19 protein-coding genes are annotated in these 17,521 nt (G+C 72.4%); 7 read left to right on the top strand and 12 right to left on the bottom strand.

The window, feature by feature from the left end; translation table 11 throughout:
• Window positions 1-45: 45 nt before the first annotated feature.
• Entirely contained in the window at window positions 46-1,665 is a 1,620-nt protein-coding gene (menD, locus tag AB0G50_RS06875; protein ID WP_360103102.1) for a 2-succinyl-5-enolpyruvyl-6-hydroxy-3-cyclohexene-1-carboxylic-acid synthase, read from the bottom strand.
• Between the two features lie 84 nt (window positions 1,666-1,749).
• On the opposite strand from menD, the gene AB0G50_RS06870 reads away from it, so the two are divergent.
• The 4 genes from AB0G50_RS06870 (at window position 1,750) to AB0G50_RS06855 (ending at window position 5,900) form a co-directional block, all read left to right on the top strand.
• Window positions 1,750-2,661 (top strand): 1,4-dihydroxy-2-naphthoyl-CoA synthase, encoded by a 912-nt coding sequence (locus tag AB0G50_RS06870; protein WP_360103100.1) that lies wholly within the window; start codon window positions 1,750-1,752, stop codon window positions 2,659-2,661.
• Between the two features lie 10 nt (window positions 2,662-2,671).
• Window positions 2,672-3,691 carry an o-succinylbenzoate--CoA ligase gene (gene menE / locus AB0G50_RS06865; protein ID WP_360103098.1) on the top strand — a complete coding sequence of 340 codons (1,020 nt, stop codon included), beginning with the start codon at window positions 2,672-2,674 and terminating at the stop codon, window positions 3,689-3,691.
• A 127-nt stretch (window positions 3,692-3,818) separates the two neighbouring features.
• Window positions 3,819-4,985, top strand: a complete 1,167-nt coding sequence (locus AB0G50_RS06860) for a hypothetical protein (RefSeq protein WP_360103096.1) — start codon at window positions 3,819-3,821, stop codon at window positions 4,983-4,985.
• Window positions 4,986-5,030: 45 nt separating this feature from the next.
• The gene (locus AB0G50_RS06855) at window positions 5,031-5,900 is read left to right on the top strand and encodes a 1,4-dihydroxy-2-naphthoate polyprenyltransferase (RefSeq protein WP_360103094.1); all 870 of its coding nucleotides are present in this window, start codon (window positions 5,031-5,033) and stop codon (window positions 5,898-5,900) included.
• A gap of 9 nt (window positions 5,901-5,909) precedes the next feature.
• Here the strand turns inward: AB0G50_RS06855 and AB0G50_RS06850 are convergent, their stop codons facing one another.
• The 4 genes from AB0G50_RS06850 to AB0G50_RS06835 form a co-directional block, all read right to left on the bottom strand.
• Complete coding sequence (locus AB0G50_RS06850) at window positions 5,910-6,308, bottom strand: hypothetical protein (RefSeq protein ID WP_360103092.1); 399 nt, start codon at window positions 6,306-6,308, stop codon at window positions 5,910-5,912.
• Window positions 6,309-6,428: 120 nt separating this feature from the next.
• The gene (locus AB0G50_RS06845; RefSeq protein WP_360103090.1) at window positions 6,429-7,520 is read right to left on the bottom strand and encodes a PLP-dependent cysteine synthase family protein; all 1,092 of its coding nucleotides are present in this window, start codon (window positions 7,518-7,520) and stop codon (window positions 6,429-6,431) included.
• Window positions 7,521-7,560: 40 nt separating this feature from the next.
• On the bottom strand, window positions 7,561-7,851 hold the full coding sequence (locus tag AB0G50_RS06840) for a DUF4229 domain-containing protein (protein WP_360103088.1): 291 nt from the start codon (window positions 7,849-7,851) through the stop codon (window positions 7,561-7,563).
• Window positions 7,852-7,862: 11 nt separating this feature from the next.
• The gene (locus AB0G50_RS06835) at window positions 7,863-8,330 is read right to left on the bottom strand and encodes an Lrp/AsnC family transcriptional regulator (protein ID WP_360103086.1); all 468 of its coding nucleotides are present in this window, start codon (window positions 8,328-8,330) and stop codon (window positions 7,863-7,865) included.
• Between the two features lie 159 nt (window positions 8,331-8,489).
• On the opposite strand from AB0G50_RS06835, the gene AB0G50_RS06830 reads away from it, so the two are divergent.
• Window positions 8,490-8,699 (top strand): BldC family transcriptional regulator, encoded by a 210-nt coding sequence (locus AB0G50_RS06830; protein ID WP_360103084.1) that lies wholly within the window; start codon window positions 8,490-8,492, stop codon window positions 8,697-8,699.
• Window positions 8,700-8,752: 53 nt separating this feature from the next.
• Window positions 8,753-8,929 (top strand): hypothetical protein, encoded by a 177-nt coding sequence (locus AB0G50_RS06825; protein WP_360103082.1) that lies wholly within the window; start codon window positions 8,753-8,755, stop codon window positions 8,927-8,929.
• Between the two features lie 136 nt (window positions 8,930-9,065).
• Here AB0G50_RS06825 and AB0G50_RS06820 read toward each other — a convergent pair whose 3' ends face one another.
• The 4 genes from AB0G50_RS06820 to AB0G50_RS06805 form a co-directional block, all read right to left on the bottom strand.
• Window positions 9,066-10,505, bottom strand: coding sequence for an AAA family ATPase (locus tag AB0G50_RS06820; RefSeq protein WP_360103080.1), 1,440 nt, complete (start codon window positions 10,503-10,505; stop codon window positions 9,066-9,068).
• A 99-nt stretch (window positions 10,506-10,604) separates the two neighbouring features.
• Entirely contained in the window at window positions 10,605-11,558 is a 954-nt protein-coding gene (gene ccsB, locus AB0G50_RS06815; protein WP_360103078.1) for a c-type cytochrome biogenesis protein CcsB, read from the bottom strand.
• Window positions 11,559-13,046: a cytochrome c biogenesis protein ResB gene (locus tag AB0G50_RS06810; RefSeq protein WP_360103143.1), complete on the bottom strand. Its 1,488-nt coding sequence runs from the start codon at window positions 13,044-13,046 to the stop codon at window positions 11,559-11,561.
• A gap of 47 nt (window positions 13,047-13,093) precedes the next feature.
• On the bottom strand, window positions 13,094-13,849 hold the full coding sequence (locus tag AB0G50_RS06805) for a cytochrome c biogenesis CcdA family protein (protein ID WP_360103141.1): 756 nt from the start codon (window positions 13,847-13,849) through the stop codon (window positions 13,094-13,096).
• A gap of 204 nt (window positions 13,850-14,053) precedes the next feature.
• Here AB0G50_RS06805 and AB0G50_RS06800 point away from each other — a divergent pair, with 204 nt between their 5' ends.
• The gene (locus tag AB0G50_RS06800; RefSeq protein WP_360103076.1) at window positions 14,054-15,007 is read left to right on the top strand and encodes a M64 family metallopeptidase; all 954 of its coding nucleotides are present in this window, start codon (window positions 14,054-14,056) and stop codon (window positions 15,005-15,007) included.
• A 6-nt stretch (window positions 15,008-15,013) separates the two neighbouring features.
• Here AB0G50_RS06800 and AB0G50_RS06795 read toward each other — a convergent pair whose 3' ends face one another.
• Genes AB0G50_RS06795 through hemL form a run of 3 tightly spaced genes read right to left on the bottom strand, consistent with a single transcriptional unit; the run spans window position 15,014 to window position 17,519 of the window.
• Window positions 15,014-15,592: a TlpA disulfide reductase family protein gene (locus AB0G50_RS06795; protein WP_360103074.1), complete on the bottom strand. Its 579-nt coding sequence runs from the start codon at window positions 15,590-15,592 to the stop codon at window positions 15,014-15,016.
• Entirely contained in the window at window positions 15,589-16,218 is a 630-nt protein-coding gene (locus AB0G50_RS06790; RefSeq protein WP_360103072.1) for a histidine phosphatase family protein, read from the bottom strand. Before AB0G50_RS06790 ends, AB0G50_RS06795 begins: the two co-directional genes overlap by 4 nt.
• Complete coding sequence (hemL, locus tag AB0G50_RS06785; RefSeq protein WP_360103070.1) at window positions 16,215-17,519, bottom strand: glutamate-1-semialdehyde 2,1-aminomutase; 1,305 nt, start codon at window positions 17,517-17,519, stop codon at window positions 16,215-16,217. The genes AB0G50_RS06790 and hemL overlap by 4 nt, the downstream gene beginning before the upstream one ends.
• Window positions 17,520-17,521 lie beyond the last annotated feature (2 nt).

Below are 17,521 nucleotides of genomic sequence, written 5' to 3'. Positions count from 1 at the left end.
AGCGACGCGGCACCGGTCGCTGTACCCCCGTCCGTAGGTTCCTGGCTAGTGGAATGCCGTTGACACGGCTTCCCTCAACCGGGTGTGCAGGGCGCGCAATCCGGCACGTTCCGCCCGAATTTCCACCACCGTGATCCCATTCGGCCGCAGTTCACGTCTCAATTGGTCCGGATTTCCCACCGAAACGTGCCGGACGTGGTGAGCGGCACACAGCAGGCCCAGGTCGACTCCGTGCGGAGTCCCGAAGACCCGCTCGAAGCTCGCCGAGTGCTCCGGACCACCTTGTTCCAGAAGTGTGAAAATTCCACCACCGTCGTCGTTGAGCACCACGATGGTCAACTCCGGACGCGGCTCGCCCGGTCCGATGAGGAGACCGTTCGCGTCGTGCAGGAACGTCAGGTCGCCCACCAGCGCCACCGTCGGCCCGTGCGCCAGCGCGATGCCCGCCGCCGTCGACACGCTCCCGTCGATGCCCGCCACGCCCCGGTTCGCGAACACCTCCACGTCCGGCCGCGGCGCGGCGACCAGGTCCACATCCCGCACCGGGTTCGAGGAGCCGAGGAACAGGTTCGCGCCCGACGGCAGCCCCCGCACCAGCTCCCGCGCCACGCCGAGCCCGGTCGGCCACGGCTCGGTCGCGAGCACGCCGTCCACCGCCTCCGCCGCGACCTTGTCCGCGTGCTGCCACGCGGTCAGCCACCCCGGGTCCACCTCGTGCTCGCCCAGCGCCAGGTCGGTCGACGCGTGGGTGGCGGCGAACTGCGGGTCCGGCCACTCCGGGTCGTCGGACAGCGCGTGCACCACCGGGGTGCGGGCGATCAGCCTCAGCACACCCCGGGACAGCGTGGCCCGGCCGACGACCACGACCGCGTCCGGCGTCAACCGCCCGGGCAGCTCCCCCGCGTTGAGCAGCAGCGTGCCGTGCCGCAACCCGTGCGCGGTCGGCTCGGCGACCACCGGCCACCCGGCGCGCGCGGCCACCTCGGTGATCCGGTCGTGCCGCCCGTCGCCGATCACGACCAGGGTGCGCGGACCGAGGTGGTCGGCCGGGTGCACGGACGTCGTCGCGCGCGCGGCCACCCTGGTCCACGGCATGTCGAACGGCCGGCCGTCCAGCGGCTCGTGCGCCCACGGCGTGCCGTCGGGCACCAGCGGCTCCCGGAACGGCACGTTGACGTGCACCGGCCCGCTCCTGGCCGCCGCCACCGCCCGGCACGCCAGCGACCGCCACAGCCCGTTCTGACCCGGCCGCGACTCGGCGATCGGGAACTGGAGCGTGTCCAACCCGAGCAGGCCGTGCTGGTCGACGGTTTGGCTCGCGCCGGTCCGGTACAGCTCCACGGGCCGGTCCGCGGTCAGCGCGAGCAGCGGCACGCCCGAGTGCCGCGCCTCGAGCACCGCCGGGTGCAGGTTCGCCACCGCAGTGCCCGACGTGCAGGTCACCGCCACCACCTCGCGGGAGCCCCGGGCGAGGCCCAGCGCCAGGAAACCCGCGGTCCGCTCGTCCACCCGGACGTGCAGCGTCAACCTCCCCGCAGCCGCGGCCCGGTCCAGCGCGAACGAGAGCGGCGCGTTCCGGGAGCCGGGGCTGAGCACGACGTGCCGGACGCCGTTGCGGATCAGCTCGTCGACGAGCACCTCGGCCTGAGCGGTGGACGGGTTCACCTCCACATTGTCGCCCAGCGCCCCGACGGCCGTTCCCGCCGTCGGGACGCCCGCCGCGGCGGACCGGGGATACAGTCCCCAGTCGTGGCAGACCAGGACGTTTCCGCGATCTTCGACGCGACCAGGTGGAAAGCCGTCGAGGGGTTCGACTTCACCGACATCACCTACCACCGCGCGGTGGACCAGGGCACGGTTCGGATCGCCTTCGACCGGCCCGAGGTGCGCAACGCGTTCCGCCCGCACACCGTGGACGAGCTGTACCGGGCCCTGGACCACGCCCGGATGAGCTCCGACGTCGGCTGCGTGCTGCTGACCGGCAACGGCCCGTCGGCCAAGGACGGCGGCTGGGCGTTCTGCTCGGGCGGCGACCAGCGCATCCGCGGCCGCAGCGGCTACCAGTACGCGTCGGGTGAGACGGCCGAGACGGTGGACCCGGCGCGCGCCGGCCGGCTGCACATCCTGGAGGTGCAGCGGCTGATCCGGTTCATGCCCAAGGTCGTGATCGCCGTGGTGCCCGGCTGGGCGGCCGGCGGCGGGCACAGCCTGCACGTGGTGTGCGACCTCACGCTGGCCTCCGAGGAGCACGCCCGGTTCAAGCAGACCGACGCGGACGTCGGCAGCTTCGACGGCGGTTACGGCTCGGCGTACCTGGCCCGCCAGGTCGGCCAGAAGTTCGCCCGGGAGATCTTCTTCCTCGGCCGGACCTACACCGCCGCCGACATGCACGCCATGGGCGCGGTGAACGCCGTGGTGCCGCACGCCGAGCTGGAGTCGACCGCGCTGGAGTGGGCGCGCGAGATCAACGGCAAGTCGCCCACCGCGCAGCGGATGCTCAAGTACGCGTTCAACCTGATCGACGACGGCCTGGTCGGCCAGCAGCTGTTCGCGGGCGAGACGACCCGGCTCGCGTACATGACCGACGAGGCGGTCGAGGGTCGGGACGCGTTCCTCGAGAAGCGCGACCCCGACTGGTCCCCGTACCCCTACTACTACTGATGGACTGCTGATGGACGCCCTGGTCGAAGTCCTGCCGCCGCTGCCCGAGGGTTTGCGCGGGTGGGAGACGGAGGCCGCGCTCGCGGTCGAGACGTCCGGGTCGACCGGCGCGGCGCGGACCGTGCTGCTGTCGGCGGCGGCACTGCGCGCGTCGGCCGAGGCCACGCACGCCCGGCTGGGCGGGCCCGGCACGTGGCTGCTCGCGCTGCCCGGCGCGCACATCGCGGGCGTCCAGGTGCTGGTGCGCTCGGCGGTGGCGGGGCTGCGACCGGGGGTGATGGACCTGGAGGGCGGGTTCCGGGCGTCCGGGTTCGCCGCGGCGGCCGCGCCGGTGCTCGCCGAACCGGGCCGGCACTACACCGCGCTGGTGCCCACGCAGCTGGCCAGGCTGGTCGCGATCGAGGGGCCGGGGCTGGCCGCGGTCCGGGAGTTCGACGCGGTGCTGATCGGTGGCGCCGCCGCGCCGCCGCACCTGGTCGCCCGGGCCCGTGAGCTGGGCGTACGGGTCGTGACGACGTACGGCATGAGCGAGACGGCGGGCGGCTGCGTGTACGACGGCGTGCCGCTGGACGGGGTGCGGACGCGGGTGGTGGACGGGGTGGTCGAGCTGGCCGGGCCGACCCTGGCGCTCGGCTACCGGGGCGGCGAGCGGTTCGGCGAGTGGTTCCGGACGAACGACCTCGGCGCGGTCGAGGACGGCAGGCTCGAGGTGCTCGGCCGGGCCGACGACGTGATCGTCACCGGCGGGCACAACCTGGCGCCGCTGCTGGTGGAACGGGTGCTCGCGGCGCAGCCGGGCGTGCTGGAGGCGTGCGTGGTGGGCGTGCCGGACGCCGAGTGGGGTCAGGCGGTGGCCGCGGCGGTGGTGCCCGTGCCCGGCGTGACGCCCGACGTCGAGGGCCTGCGGGAGGCGGTGCGGACCTCCGTCGGCCGGTTCGCCACGCCGAAGCGGCTCGTGGTGGTCGACGCGCTGCCGCTGCGCGGCCCTGGCAAGGTCGATCGGGCGGCGGTGGCGGCCACCTTCGTGTGAATTTCCCCCACGTTGGTCAAGTTGTTGGTTGACAGGTAACTCGAGGCCGCGCTTGGCTCGGGCCGCCGGGACGGGTGGCCCTGCGCGGCGTCCTCCGCTCCACTCGTCCGGAGCGAGGAGTGCTGCGATGCCAAGGCGCTACCTGATACCCGTCGCGGTGGCCGCGGTCCTGGTCACCGGTTTCGCCACACCCGCACTGGCCGGCGACCGCGAGTGGCGCGCCGACCTGGCCGTCACCTCCGACGACGTCGGCGTGGTCGCGTCCGGGTCGGCGATCACCCTCGCCGCCGGCGCGCCGACCGCGGCCAGTGCCCGCACCGCCGAGCGGACCGGGTTCCTCCAGCTCGCGCCGCACACCCTGCCGTCGGCCGCGAACGCGGTCACCGCCGCCCTGGACGCGGACGTGCCCGCCGGCACGTCGGTCGACGTCGACGTGCGCGGCGCGCTGGGCGGCGACCGGTGGACCGAGTGGGTGCCCGCCGGGTCGCCGCTGCCCTCGCCCGCGACCGTCGTGCAGGTGCGGGTGGCGCTGACCGGGCTCGCCGCGCGGCCGGCGGTGCGCGGCCTGACCCTCGAAGCGTCCACTGTGGACGGTGTCACGGCGCTCGCCGCCGGCCGGTCCTACCGGGTGTACGCGACCCGCGAGGGCCTGGTCGGCGGCACGACCGCCAACGGGCACGTGATCGCGAGCCGGGACCACTTCGTGGCGCTGCCCTCGCGGCGCGGCCTGTCCGCCAAGGGCACCGGCACCTACAGCGTCCAGGTGTGCGCCGGCAGCCGGTGCGAGTGGGCGCCGGTGTGGGACGTCGGCCCGTGGAACACCAAGGACGACTACTGGAACCCGGCCGCGACCCGCGAGTCGTGGAAGGACCTGCCCCAGGGCAGGCCGGAGGCGCAGGCCGCCTACGAGGACAGGTATAACGGCGGCAAGGACCAGTACGGCCGCGTGGTGGCGAACCCGGCGGGCGTCGACCTCGCCGACGGCGTGTTCCAGGACGGCCTGAAGCTGACCACGAACTCGTGGGTCACGGTGACCTACCTGTGGACCGGTTCCGGACCCGCCGGCACGGTGAGGACCGCGAGCGATCCGCTCAACGTGCGGTCGTCGGCGTCGTCCTCGGGCGCGCAGGTCGGGTTGGCCGCGAACTACGCCCAGGTGCGGGTCGAGTGCCAGTCGACCGGCGAGTCCGTCACGGGCACCCAGGGCACGTCGAACGTCTGGTACCGGATCGCGGCGGGCAAGTACGTCGCGAAGGCCTACGTGGCGGGCGTGTCCGGCGCGGGCGCCTGCTAGACCCCTTCGCGGTGCGCGGCGTGGCCATGTCGGAGGATGTCCGCCATGGCCACGACTGCCCAGTGGATCTCCGGCACCCGTCCGCGCACGCTGCCGAACTCGATCGCGCCCGTGCTGGTGGGCGCGGGCGCGGCGGCCCAGGTCGGCGGGTTCTCCGCGGCGTGGTCGGCGTTGGCGCTGGTGGTGTCGGTGGCGCTCCAGGTCGGGGTGAACTTCGCCAACGACTACTCCGACGGCGTCCGCGGTACCGACGAGCACCGCGTGGGCCCGTTCCGGCTGGTCGGGTCAGGCGCGGCGCGGCCGGCGGCGGTGCGGGCGGCGGCCTTCGCGGCGTTCGGGGTCGGCGCGGTGGCGGGTCTGGTGCTGGTGGCGCTGACCGGCCGGTGGTGGCTGATCGCGTTCGGCGCGGTGTGCATCGCGGCGGCGTGGTTCTACACCGGCGGCAGCAGGCCGTACGGCTACGCGGGGCTCGGCGAGTTCGCGGTGTTCGTGTTCTTCGGTCCGGCGGCCGTGCTGGGCACCCTGTACGTGCAGTCGGGCACGGTGAGCCTGGTGGGTGTCGGCGGCGCGGTCGCGATGGGCGCGTTCTCCACCGGCGTGATGCTGGCCAACAGCCTCCGCGACATCCCCACCGACCTGGCCGCCGGCAAGCGCACCCTGGCCAACACGCTGGGCGACGCCGGCGCGCGCCGGCTGTACCTGGTCCTGGTGACGCTGCCCTACCTGGTGACGGTCGCGATCACCGTCCGCACCCCGTGGGCGCTGTTGGCCCTGCTCTCGCTCCCGCTGACCGTCCAGGGTGCCCGCCGGATCGCCGGCGGCGCGAAGGGCGCGGCGCTCATCCCGGTCCTGCGGGACACCGGCTTCGCGATGCTGGCCTGGGCGGTGCTCACCACGGTCGCCCTGGTGCTCTGACCGGAGCGGCTACCAGGCGTCCTCGGTGAAGGAGATCGGGTCGTCGTCGTCCGGCCGCTGCGGGCGGACCGGCGCGGGACGCGGTGCCTCGCCCTGGCAGAGCGTGCTCAGCACCGCGCGGTCGGCCTCCAGGGCGGCCTTGACCCCGCGGTCGTCGGCGGCCTCGCCGGAGAGCACCTGCCGCCAGCTCAGGTCGCCGCGGGCGACCCGCCGTTGCAGCGCCTGCATGGCCGGTGACGCGTCCTGGGACTTCGCGAACGCCATCACCCGCCGGATGTCCTCGGCGGACGGCTCGCGGGCGGGGTAGCGCAGCTTGGCCGCCTCGCGCATGGCCGCCTCGGCGTCGGCGACCGACTTGGCCAGCACGTCCTCGGCCGTCCGGATCTCCGCAGTGCGCCACGTGACCACCCGGACCACCCCTCTCCCGCGAACCGCGCGCCGTCCGCCGGGCACACCTCCGGCCGATCACGCTGCGACGCACGGACCACCGCCCGCGTTCCCGCGCCGCCCGCATCGTTTGCGAAAGCGCTACGACCAGGTGCCCGTCGCCCGGAACCGGACGAGCGTCGCCAGGTGCGGCGCCAGGTCGAGCCCCTGCCCGGCCACCCAGTCGTCGTCGTAGTACGTGTTCGAGTACCGCTCGCCGCCGTCGCACAGCAGCGTGACCACACTGCCGCGCAGCCGCGACGCCCGCATCTCGGCGATCAGCTGGAACGCGCCCCACAGGTTCGTGCCGGTCGACCCGCCGACCCGCCGCCCGAGCACCTCCTCCACGTGCCGCACGGTCGCGATCGACGCCGCGTCCGGCACCTTGATCATCCGGTCGATGACCTGCGGGATGAACGACGGCTCCACGCGCGGTCGGCCGATGCCCTCGATCCGCGAGCCCCGGCTGCCGACCAGCCCGGTGTCGCCGTCGCGCCACGAGTCGAAGAACACCGAGTGCTCCGGGTCCACCACGGCCAGCCGCGTCCGCAGCTTCCGGTAGTGGATGAACCGGCCGACGGTCGCGCTGGTGCCACCCGTTCCGGCGCCCACGACCACCCAGACGGGTTCCGGGCTGGCCTCCAGCGCCATCTGCTGGAACACCGACTCGGCGATGTTGTTGTTCCCGCGCCAGTCCGTCGCCCGCTCGGCGTGGGTGAACTGGTCCATGAAGTGGCCGTCCAGCTCGGCGGCCAGCCGGCGCGACTCGTCGTAGATCGCGCCCGGCTCGTCCACGAAGTGGCACCGGCCGCCCTGCCGCTCGATCAGCGCGACCTTCTCGCCGCTGGTCGACCGGGGCATGACGGCGATGAACGGCAGCCCGAGCAGCCGGGCGAAGTAGGCCTCGGACACCGCCGTCGACCCGGAGGACGCCTCGATGACGGGCGTGCCGCCGACGATCCAGCCGTTGCAGATGGCGTACAGGAACAGCGAACGCGCCAACCGGTGCTTGAGCGAGCCGGTCGGGTGCGTCGACTCGTCCTTGAGGTAGAGGTCGATGCCCCACTCCAGGGGCAGCGGGAAGTGCAGGAGGTGGGTGTCGGCACTGCGGTTGGCGTCCGCCTCGATGATCCGGACGGCCTCGCAGACCCACTCGCGGGTGCGTGAACTACATCGGTCGACAGAGATGGTCACGCCGGCACGATAACTTCTGAACCGAAGCGCGAGCAGGGCGTCAGGCGCGGGCCCCGGTGCCGTCCGAACCGGGCGCGGGCGCGTCGCCGCGCAACTGCGAGCGCAGCTTCTCCCGTTCGGCGCGCCGCTCGGCCTGCTTGACCTCGAGGCCCTGGGCCACCCGCGCGCGCAGACCCTTGAACAGGAACAACGACAGCGGCAGCGCCACCACCACGCCGACCGCCAGGGCCACCAGCAGCGGCACGTCGACCAGCAGCAGGGCCGCCGTCACCACGCCGACCATCGCCAGTCGGGCGGTCACGTACAGCGCGACATCACGTCCCAGGTGCACGGCTACCGAGGTTACGCCGTGCCGTCCGCGTCCTCGGTGGCGGTGTTCGGACGTCCTTCGAAACGCGTGGACAACACGACGGTGGTCCTGGTGCGCGCGACGCCCGGGATTCTCCTCAGTCTCCCCAACGAACGTTCAAGGTCGTCCACCGTGGCCACGCGCACCTTGACGATGAACGACTCGTCGCCCGCGACCCGGTAGCAGGACTCGACCTCGACCAGCTCACCGAGGGAGTCGGCCACTTCGTCGTCGTCGGCGGTGTCCGTGGGGTGGATGCTGACCAGGGCCGTGACGCCCAGTCCGACCGCGCTGGGGTCCACCACGGCGTGGTAGCCCACGATCACACCCGTTGCTTCCAGTTTGCCCACGCGCTCGTGCACGGCGGAGGCCGAGAGACCCACCTTCCGGCCGAGGTCGGCGTAGGTTGCGCGCCCGTTCTCCCTGAGAGCGGCGATGATCTGGCGATCAAGAGCGTCCACCGCGCCACCCTAAGCCCCGGCCACCCCATGTCCGAACCGCGAGCTTCGTCCCTTACTACCTCTTTACCATCACCCAAGCGTTCGAGTACCCGACGGGTGGAGTGCCACGATGCGTCCGGTACGTCTGTTCGCCATCGGGGAGGAACCACCGTGACAGCGATGCAGCAACACGCCGGAGAACGCCTGCTCACGCCCGGTGAGGTGGCCAATCTGTTCCGCGTCGACCCCAAGACCGTGACCCGGTGGGCCACCGCGGGCCGGATCGGTTCCATCCGCACACCGGGCGGCCACCGCCGGTTCCGCGAGTCCGAGGTCCAGCAGCTGCTCTCGCAGCTGACCACGGAGGCGACCGAACCGGTTCGCCAGTAGCGCCGTACACCTCTTGGACACGGGTAACCTCGTGGCCGAAGGAGGTGGCGACCATGCTCTACCTGCTCGCGGTGATCGGTGCGCTCACCATCGCCGTGCTGCTGTGGCGGGCGTTCGGACCGGACCGGGTCGAAACCGCCCCCAGTCGCCGAATCGTGGCACCGGACGACGACCCGGAGTTCTTGCGGAAGCTCGGTGAGCAGAGCAAGAAGAAGCCCGACGACGAGTGAGCGGTCGGTGGGGACCTGGACGTGAGCCGGGGTCCCCACCGCGCGGAGCGGACGCGGCCGGGCCGCCGCCGTCCGGGCGCCGTCGTGGGCCGGGTGCTCGGTGGTGCGGGCGGGCAGTCCGGGCCGGCAGTACGGGTCAGTGGTTCGGGAAGTCGTCCGCGACCGTGGCCGCCAGTTCGAGCAGCGCGAGCCTGGTGTCCGGGGCGAGCTTGTCGAGCTCGATCTCCGCGCCCTCCTCGAGGTGCGCGTCGAACGGGATCCGCACGACCGCGCGGCACCGCTGGGCGAAGTGCGCGGACAGCTTGTCCAGGTCGACCTTGCCGGAACCGGGCCGCACCGAGTTGATCACCGCGACCGACTTGGCCACCAGGTCGCGGTACCCGTGCGCCTCCAGCCAGTCCAGCGTCGCCGCCGAGGTCTGCGCGCCGTCCACCGAGCCGGAGGACACCAGCACGAGCGCGTCCGCCTGGTCGAGCACGCCGCGCATCGCCGAGTGCATCAGGCCGGTGCCGCAGTCGGTCAGCACGATGTTGTAGAACAGCTCGAGCAGACCCACCGTGCGCAGGTAGTCCTGGTCGCTGAACGCCTCCGAGACGGCCGGGTCCTGCTCGGAGGCCAGCACCTCGAGCCTGCTCGGCGACTGCGACGTGTACGCGCGCACGTCGGAGTACTTGGTGATCCGGGCCGCGTCGCGGAGCAGGTGGCGCACGGTCGCCGTGGTCTCGCGGGGCACCTTGAGCGCGAGCGTGCCGCGGTCGGGGTTGGCGTCGACCGCGATCACCCGGTCGCCGCGCAGCGAGGAGAACGTGGAGCCGAGCGTGGTGGTCGTCGTGGTCTTGCCGACGCCGCCCTTGAGGCTCAGCATGGCGATCTTGTAGCACCCGCGCAGCGGCTGGTTGATCCGGGTGATCAACTCGCGCCGGCGCACGTCGGCCGGGCTCTCGCCGAGGTTGATCAGACCACCGCTGACCGAGTGCAGCGTCTTGCGCCACCCGGACTGCGGCGGCCGCTTGGCGCGCTTGATCAACTGCTGCGAGGACACGTCGTTGGCCTGCGCGCGCGGCGGCGGCTGCGGTGCCGACGGCTGCACGGACTGCGGGAAGTTGTTGGGGAACCCGCCCGGGAACTGGTGCTGCGCGGCGGGATCGGCGTACTGCGGCGTGGGGTGCGGCCCGCTGTGCGCGCCCGGCGGCGGGTACGCGCCGGACTGCGAACCGGGCGCGGGGTAGGAGCCCGACTGCGAACCCGGTGCGGCGTGAGGACCCGACTGCGAACCGGGCGCGGCGTACGGGCCGGACTGCGAACCGGGAGCCGGGTAGGCACCGCTCTGCGAACCGGGCGGCGGGTACGGGCCGGACTGCGAACCCGGTGCGGCGTAAGGACCCGACTGCGAACCGGGCGCGGGGTGCGGGCCGGACTGGGAGCCGGGCACCGGGTACGAGCCCGAGGGCGTGCCCTTGACCGGTTCCAGGTACTCCGTCTTCGGGTCCACCTGGTGCGCGCCGGACTGGGTGGGGTTCTCACCGGCCGACGGCGGCTGCCACGACGACTCGGGATTCTCGTAGCGTCCGGTCACCGCTGGGGTCCCTCCCTGGGCCACGCGGATCGAGACCTCCCCGACCCCATGTTTGCGACGGTAGTCGGAGCCCGGCGGTTCCACGACAGCGGGTGGAGATCAGCCCACGCCGGCGTAGGAATGCAATCCGGTCGTGACCAGGTTGATGAAGAACAGGTTGAAGACGGTGCCGACGAAGCCGACCGTGTTGACCCACGCGGCCGGTTTTCCGCGCCACCCGGCCGTGGCCCGCGCGTGCAGGTACGCCGCGTAGATCACCCAGCAGACGAACGCCACGGTCTCCTTGGGGTCCCAACCCCAGAACCGGCCCCACGCGGCCTCGGCCCAGATCGCGCCGCAGATGATGCCGATGGTGAACAGCGGGAAGGCGAACACCGTGCTGCGGTAGGCAAGCCGGTCGAGCACGTCGGCGTCGGGCAGCTTCGCGAACCGCGGCCTGCCGGTCGACTTGAGCAGGAACAGGATGCTCGCCACGCCGGGCACCAGCAGCACGCCGCTGGACACCGAGATCACCGACACGTGGACCACGAGCCAGTACGACCGCAGCGCCGGCACCACGGGCGCGGCGTCGGAGTAGAGGACCGTGCCGCCGAGGAACATCAGGATGACGATCGGCACCAGCACGAACCCGCCGAGCTTGCGGACCGGGAATGCCCGCATCAGCACGATCCAGGTGACCACGGCCGCGAACGTCAGCAGCGAGCCGTACTCGTACATGTTGCCCCACGGCGCGCGACCGGTCGCGAGACCGCGCAGCACCAACGAGGACAGCTGGACCAGGGCGCCGAGCACGGTCAGCGCCGCGCCCATCCGACCGAGCCGCTCGGGCCGGGACCGCTCCTCGCGGACCACCCGGCCGGGCTGCCAGGTGCCGTCGGCCTGCACGCCGCCCGCCGCGACCAGCTCGCGGTCGGCGGACTTCGCGGCGGACTTCTCCTTGGCCCGGCCGAACGCCTGCTCGCAGAGGTACAGCACCGCGGCGAAGACGTACACCAGGACCGCGGCGTTGTAGGTCCAGTCGCTGTAGGTCGCCAGCGTGGCGTCGACCGTCATCTAGCCCTCCTCCTTGAACAGGTCGCGGGCGACGGCGGTGAACTCCTCGCCGTAGCCGGCCTGGTCGGTGCGGGCCAGCCCGCCGACCTCGATCACGGTACGCCCGTCCTCCTGCGGCGTCGCCCGGACCCACACCCGTCGCCGCTTGATGCTCAGCGACACGCCCAGACCGAGGATGACCAGCACGGAGAACACCAGCACCCACACCTGGGTCGGGTCGTGGGACACCTGGACGGACACCCAGTCGCGCACGCCGTCGAACCGGATCACGGTGCCGTCGTCCAGGGTCAGCGACTCGCCCTTGGCCAGGTTCTTGCGCGCGACCTTGTTCAGCTTCCCGTCCGCGACCATCTTCTGGTCGATCGAGAAGATGGACTGCCCGCGGCCGGAGTCGGTGCCGAGGTCGCCCCGGTAGACGTCGATCGCCACGGCCGGGTCGCGCGCCTCGGGGAACACCGAGTCGAGCAGCTCGCCCCGGTAGACCGCGGTCGGCGCGAGCAGACCGGTGATCGCCAGCTGGTTCTCGCGGCGGGTCTCGGCGTCGGTGGTGTCCGGCGGGTCGAACTTGGTCGCGCCCTCGGAGGCGAAGGTGATCTCGTTGACCGGGCGCCACTGGGTCGCGCCGGTCCGCGTCGCGCCGCCGGGGAAGGTCACCGTGAACACCGGCGTGTAGCCGTGGCCCAGCAGGTAGACGCGGTCGCCGACGGTCCGCAGCGGGCTGTTGACCTCGAGCCGGTAGGGCCGCCAGGTGTTCGAGTCCAGGTCCGGGCCGGACTGGTAGCCGATGTCGGCGTGGAACGACTCGGCCTGGCCGGTGTGCAGGTAGGACGCCTGGAAGTCGTCGATCTTCACGCAGAACGGGGACAGGTTCGTGCCGTCGACCCGCAGGCCCGGCCGGAACGTGTCGTAGTTGTAGACACCCGAGTTGCAGAACTGGCCGCCGTTCGCCTGCACGATGACCTGGCCCTCGTAGCCGTACATCTTGCCCAGCGCGAACGCGACCAGCAGGCCCAGCAACGAGAAGTGGAAGACCAGGTTGCCGGTTTCGCGCAGGAACCCGCGCTCGGCGCTGACGGTGCGGGTGCCGCCGTCCTCCTCGCGCTCGACCAGCCGCCAGCCCTTGAGGCGGCGGCGCGCGTCGGCGATCACGGTGTCCACGTCGCGCGGGCTCTCGGCGCGGTCGTGGTGCGGCATGCGGGCGAGGTTGCGCGGGGTCAGCACCGGCTTGGCGCGCATCTGCCTGGCGTACTCCCAGGTGCGCGGCATCAGGCAGCCGACGAGCGAGACGAACAGCAGCACGTAGACCGCGGAGAACCAGTAGCTCGCGTAGACGTCGAAGAACTGGAGCCGGTCGAGCAGCCGACCCCACCAGCCGTGGCTCGCGATGTAGTCGGCGACCTTCTGCGCGTTCAGCGACCGCTGCGGCAGCAGCGCGCCGGGCATCGCGCCCAGCGCCAGCAGGAACAGCAGCGTCAACGCGGTGCGCATGGCCGTGAGGCCGCGCCACGTGTTGCGCAGGAAGGCGAGGAAGGCGCTCACAAGGGCGACTGGATGTCGTTGGCGACGGAGTACCGGATCCAGCCGACGAACTCGCCCCACAGGCCGGTGACCAGCGCGATGCCGACCAGGATCAGCAGCACGCCGCCGAACAGCTGGACCTGGCGGACGTGCGAGCGCAGCCAGGTCGTCGCGCGGACCGCCCAGCGCGCGCCGAGCGCGATCAGCACGAACGGCAGGCCCAGGCCCAGGCAGTAGGCGAGCACCAGCACGACGCCGCGCCAGGTGGCGCTGCCGACCTCGGTGCCCCGGGTCAGCGCGAGGACGCCGGCGAGCGTCGGACCGACGCACGGGGTCCAGCCGAACGCGAACACCGCGCCCAGCAGCGGCGCGCCCACCAGGCCCGCCCGGGGCCTGCGGCGCAGCCGGAAGTCCTTCTGGAGCACCGGGACGAGCCCGATGAACACCAGGCCCATGGCGATCGTGACGACGCCGCCGATGCGCTGGAACAGGTCCTCCTGGAGCCACAGCACCTCGGTGAGCCCGAGTACCGCGAACGAGGCGAGTCCGAACACGACCGTGAACCCGAGCACGAAGAGCAACGCCGCGCCGGTCACCCGCCAGCGGCCGGTCTTGCGGTCCTCGCCGTCCTGGACCGCGGGCGCCTCCGCGCCCACCAGTCCGGCGAGGTAGGCGAGGTAGCCGGGCACCAGCGGCACGACGCACGGCGACGCGAACGAGATGGTGCCTGCGAGCAGTGCCACGCCGGTGGCCAGGAGCAGTGGACCGCTCATGGCCAGCTCTGTCGGGGTCACGGAAAACAGGGTAGGTAGCGCCGCCGGCGACCCGCTCACCGGACTCCCCTAGACGGGACCTGGGTCACACGTCCCGAAGGCCCCGCACCCGAAACCGCTCGCGTGCGTTGCCCACCGACTCACCCCATAAACCTGCCAATCCACCCTTGTGAGTGAACGCACGACTTCGTAGCGTCACGTGACATGCGTGCACACCGGCTCACCCTGCCCGTGCTGGCCATCGCACTCGTCGCCGTCACCGCACCCGTGCCGGGTGGCGCGGCGGCGGCGCCGACCGAGTGGCGCGAGGTGTTCGCGCCCGACGGCACCATCACCCGCGTCGAAGTGCCCAGAGCCGTCGAGGCGTCCCTCGCGCCCGACGAGGTGGAGGCCGAGGTCGAGGTGGTCCAGCAGACCGGACCGTCCGACCAGCGCTTCGACCTCGTGCTCGTCGGCGACGGGTACACGGAGGACGACCTCGACACCTACCGCGCCCACGTGGCGGGCAAGTGGGCGGAGCTGTCCGCCGTGGAACCCTTCAAGTCCTACAAGGACAAGTTCAACGTGTGGCAGGTCGACGTGCTGTCGCCCGAGTCCGGCGTGGACAACGACCCGGCGTTGGGCAGCGCGAAGGACACCGCGTTGGACATGGGTTTCTGGTGCCAGGGCCGGGACCTGAACACCGAGCGCCTGCTGTGCGTGAACCAGACCGCGGCCGAGCAGTACGCCGCGCTCGCGCCGCAGGCCGACCAGATCATCGCGCTGGGCAACACCACCAAGTACGGCGGCGCGGGCGGCGGCGTCGCCACGGCGGCCGGCGGCAACGCGCAGGCGGGCCAGATCGCGGTGCACGAACTCGGCCACTCCATCGGCGGCCTCGCCGACGAGTACGACTACCCGTACGAGGCGTACACCGGCGACGAGCCGGGCGAGCCCAACGTCACCAAGGACCCGACCGGCGCGAAGTGGCGGACCTACCTCGGGCAGCCCTCGCCCGACGGCGGCACCGTGGGCGCGTTCGTCGGCGCGAAGTACTACAAGACCGGCCTGTACCGCCCCACCGACAACTCGATCATGCGCACCCTGGGCCGCGAGTTCAACCTGGTCGGCCGGGACGCGATGATCGCCGCCTTCAAGCGCAAGGTGCCCGGCCTGTAGGTCCGGTCACGACGTCTCGGCGGCCAACTCCTTCACCAGCGGCAGCAGGTCGGACGCGATGAGGCCCTCCAGGAACACCGCCGCCACGCGGTGCCGCTTGTCCAGCACGATGGTCGACGGCACCACGTTCGGCGGATAACCCTTGAAGGCCAACAACGTCCGACCCGACTCGTCGTAGATCGACGGGTAGGTCAGGGCCCGGTTGCGGATGAAGTCGCGGCCCGGTTCGGGCGACGGCTCCTTCACGTCGATGCCGATCACCTGCACGCCCGACGGGCCCGCCTCGTTCTGCACCTTCTGCATCTCGGGCGCCTCGGTGCGGCACGGCGGGCACCAGGCGCCCCAGATGTTGACCACCACGACCTTGCCCGCGTAGTCGTCCAGCGAGACGGTCCTGCCCTCCTCCATCAGGCTCGGGCCGGTCAACCCCTTCACGGTCTTGCGGTCCGCGCCCTCGTACCGGATGCGGACCTGGCCGTTGGGCGCCACGAACTGGAAGTCGCCGCCGGTGACGACCGCGTCCGAGCCCGTCGAGCACGCGGTGAGCCCCACCAGCAGCGCCACCGCCACCGCGAGCCGCCTCACGCCCCGGTCACCCTCGGGTTCGTCGCGCCCACCGGTTCGGTGTAGACGACCCGCACCAACTCCTCGCCCTCGAAGACCAAACTGGTCAACGAGGCCAGCGAGCACTCCCGGCGCCGCGGGTCGTGCCACATCCGCTTGCCCTCCAGGAACCGGCGCAACGTCCAGATCGGCAACTGGTGCGACACGCACACCGCCTCGTGGCCCTGCGCCGCGACCCTGGCCCGCTGCACCGCGCCGAGCATCCGGTGCGCGATCTCCAGGTACGGCTCGCCCCACGACGGCGTGAACGGGTTGACGAGCTTCGGCCAGTGCTTCGGCGAGCGCAGCGCGCCGTCGCCGACCGCGACCTTCAACCCCTCGAACCTGTTGTCCGCCTCGATCAGCCGCGCGTCGGTGGCCAGTTCCAGCCGGTGCGAGTCGGCGATCGGCGACGCGGTCTGCTGCGCCCGGTCCAGCGGTGAGGCGACGACGTGCGCGATGTCGTGGTCCGCCAGGTGCTCGGCGACGGTCAGCGCCTGCCGCTGGCCCCGGTCGGACAGCCTGAAGCCCGGCAGCCGGCCGTAGAGGATGCCCGTCGGGTTGTGCACCTCGCCGTGCCGGAGCAGGTGGACGACCGTGCGGCTCACTGGGCTGCCTCCGGGTTCTTCGCCTCCGCGGCGGCGCGCGCGGCGTGCGGGAGGGCGTCGGCGATCAGCGCGAAGTCCTCTTCGGTCAGGGCGGCGTTGACGAACCACGCCTCGAACGCGCTCGGCGGCGGGTACACCCCGCGTTCCAGCAGCGCGTGGAAGAACGGCGGGAAGCGCCAGGTCTGCGCGGCCTGCGCGCCCGCGTAGTCGACCACCTCGTCGGCGGTGAAGAACACGCTGACCAGGTTGCCCGCGAACTGCACCCGGTGCGGCACGCCCGCGTCGGTCAGCGCCGCGCCGAACAGCGCGCCCAACCGCGAGGCGTTCGCGTCCAGCGCCCGGTACACGTCGTCGGTCGCGGCGCGCAGCGTGGCCAGGCCGGCCGCCACCGCCACGGGGTTACCGGACAGCGTCCCGGCCTGGTAGACCGGACCGGCGGGCGCGAGCCGCGCCATGATCTCGGCCCGACCGCCGAACGCGGCCGCCGGCAGCCCGCCGGACATCACCTTGCCGAACGTGTAGAGGTCGCCGGCCACGCCCTCCAGGCCGAACCAGCCCGAGCGCGACACCCGGAAGCCGGTCATGACCTCGTCCATCACCAGCAGCGCGCCGTGCTCGTGGCACAGTGCCCGCAGGCCCGCGTTGTCCCGCGGCGCGATCGCGCCCATGTTGCCCGCGGCGGCCTCGGTGATCACGCACGCGATCTCGCCCGGGTTCTCCTCGAACGCGACCCGCACCGCGTCCAGGTCGTTGTACGGCAGCACGATCGTGTCGGCGGCCTGCGCGCCGGTGACGCCCGGCGAGGTGGGCAGCCCGAGCGTCGCGACACCCGAACCGGCCTGGGCCAACAGCGCGTCCACGTGACCGTGGTAGCAGCCGGCGAACTTGACGATCTTGCGCCGACCGGTGAACCCGCGCGCCAACCGGATCGCGCTCATGGTGGCCTCGGTGCCGGAGTTGACCAGCCGCACCTGCTCCACCGGCGCCACCCGACCGATGATTTCCTCGGCCAGGTCGATCTCGCCCTCGGTCGGCGTGCCGAACGACAGGCCGTGCCCGGCCGCGTCCCGCACCGCGCGCACCACGTCCGGGTGCGCGTGGCCGAGGATCATCGGGCCCCACGAGGACACCAGGTCGACGTACCGCTCGCCGTCGGCGTCCCACAGGTGCGAGCCCTCGCCGCGAACCATGAACCGGGGGGTGCCGCCGACCGAGTGGAACGCCCTGACCGGTGAGTTCACCCCTCCGGGGATCACCTCCGCCGCACGCTCGAACAGTGCCTGGGATCGCGTCGCTGTCACGG

It is taken from the genome of Actinosynnema sp. NPDC020468 (assembly GCF_040642015.1).
In the GTDB taxonomy this organism is placed as follows: Bacteria; Actinomycetota; Actinomycetes; order Mycobacteriales; family Pseudonocardiaceae; genus Actinosynnema.
Note: the sequence above shows the minus strand (reverse complement) of the source record. Positions and strands in the feature narration are given on the sequence as shown.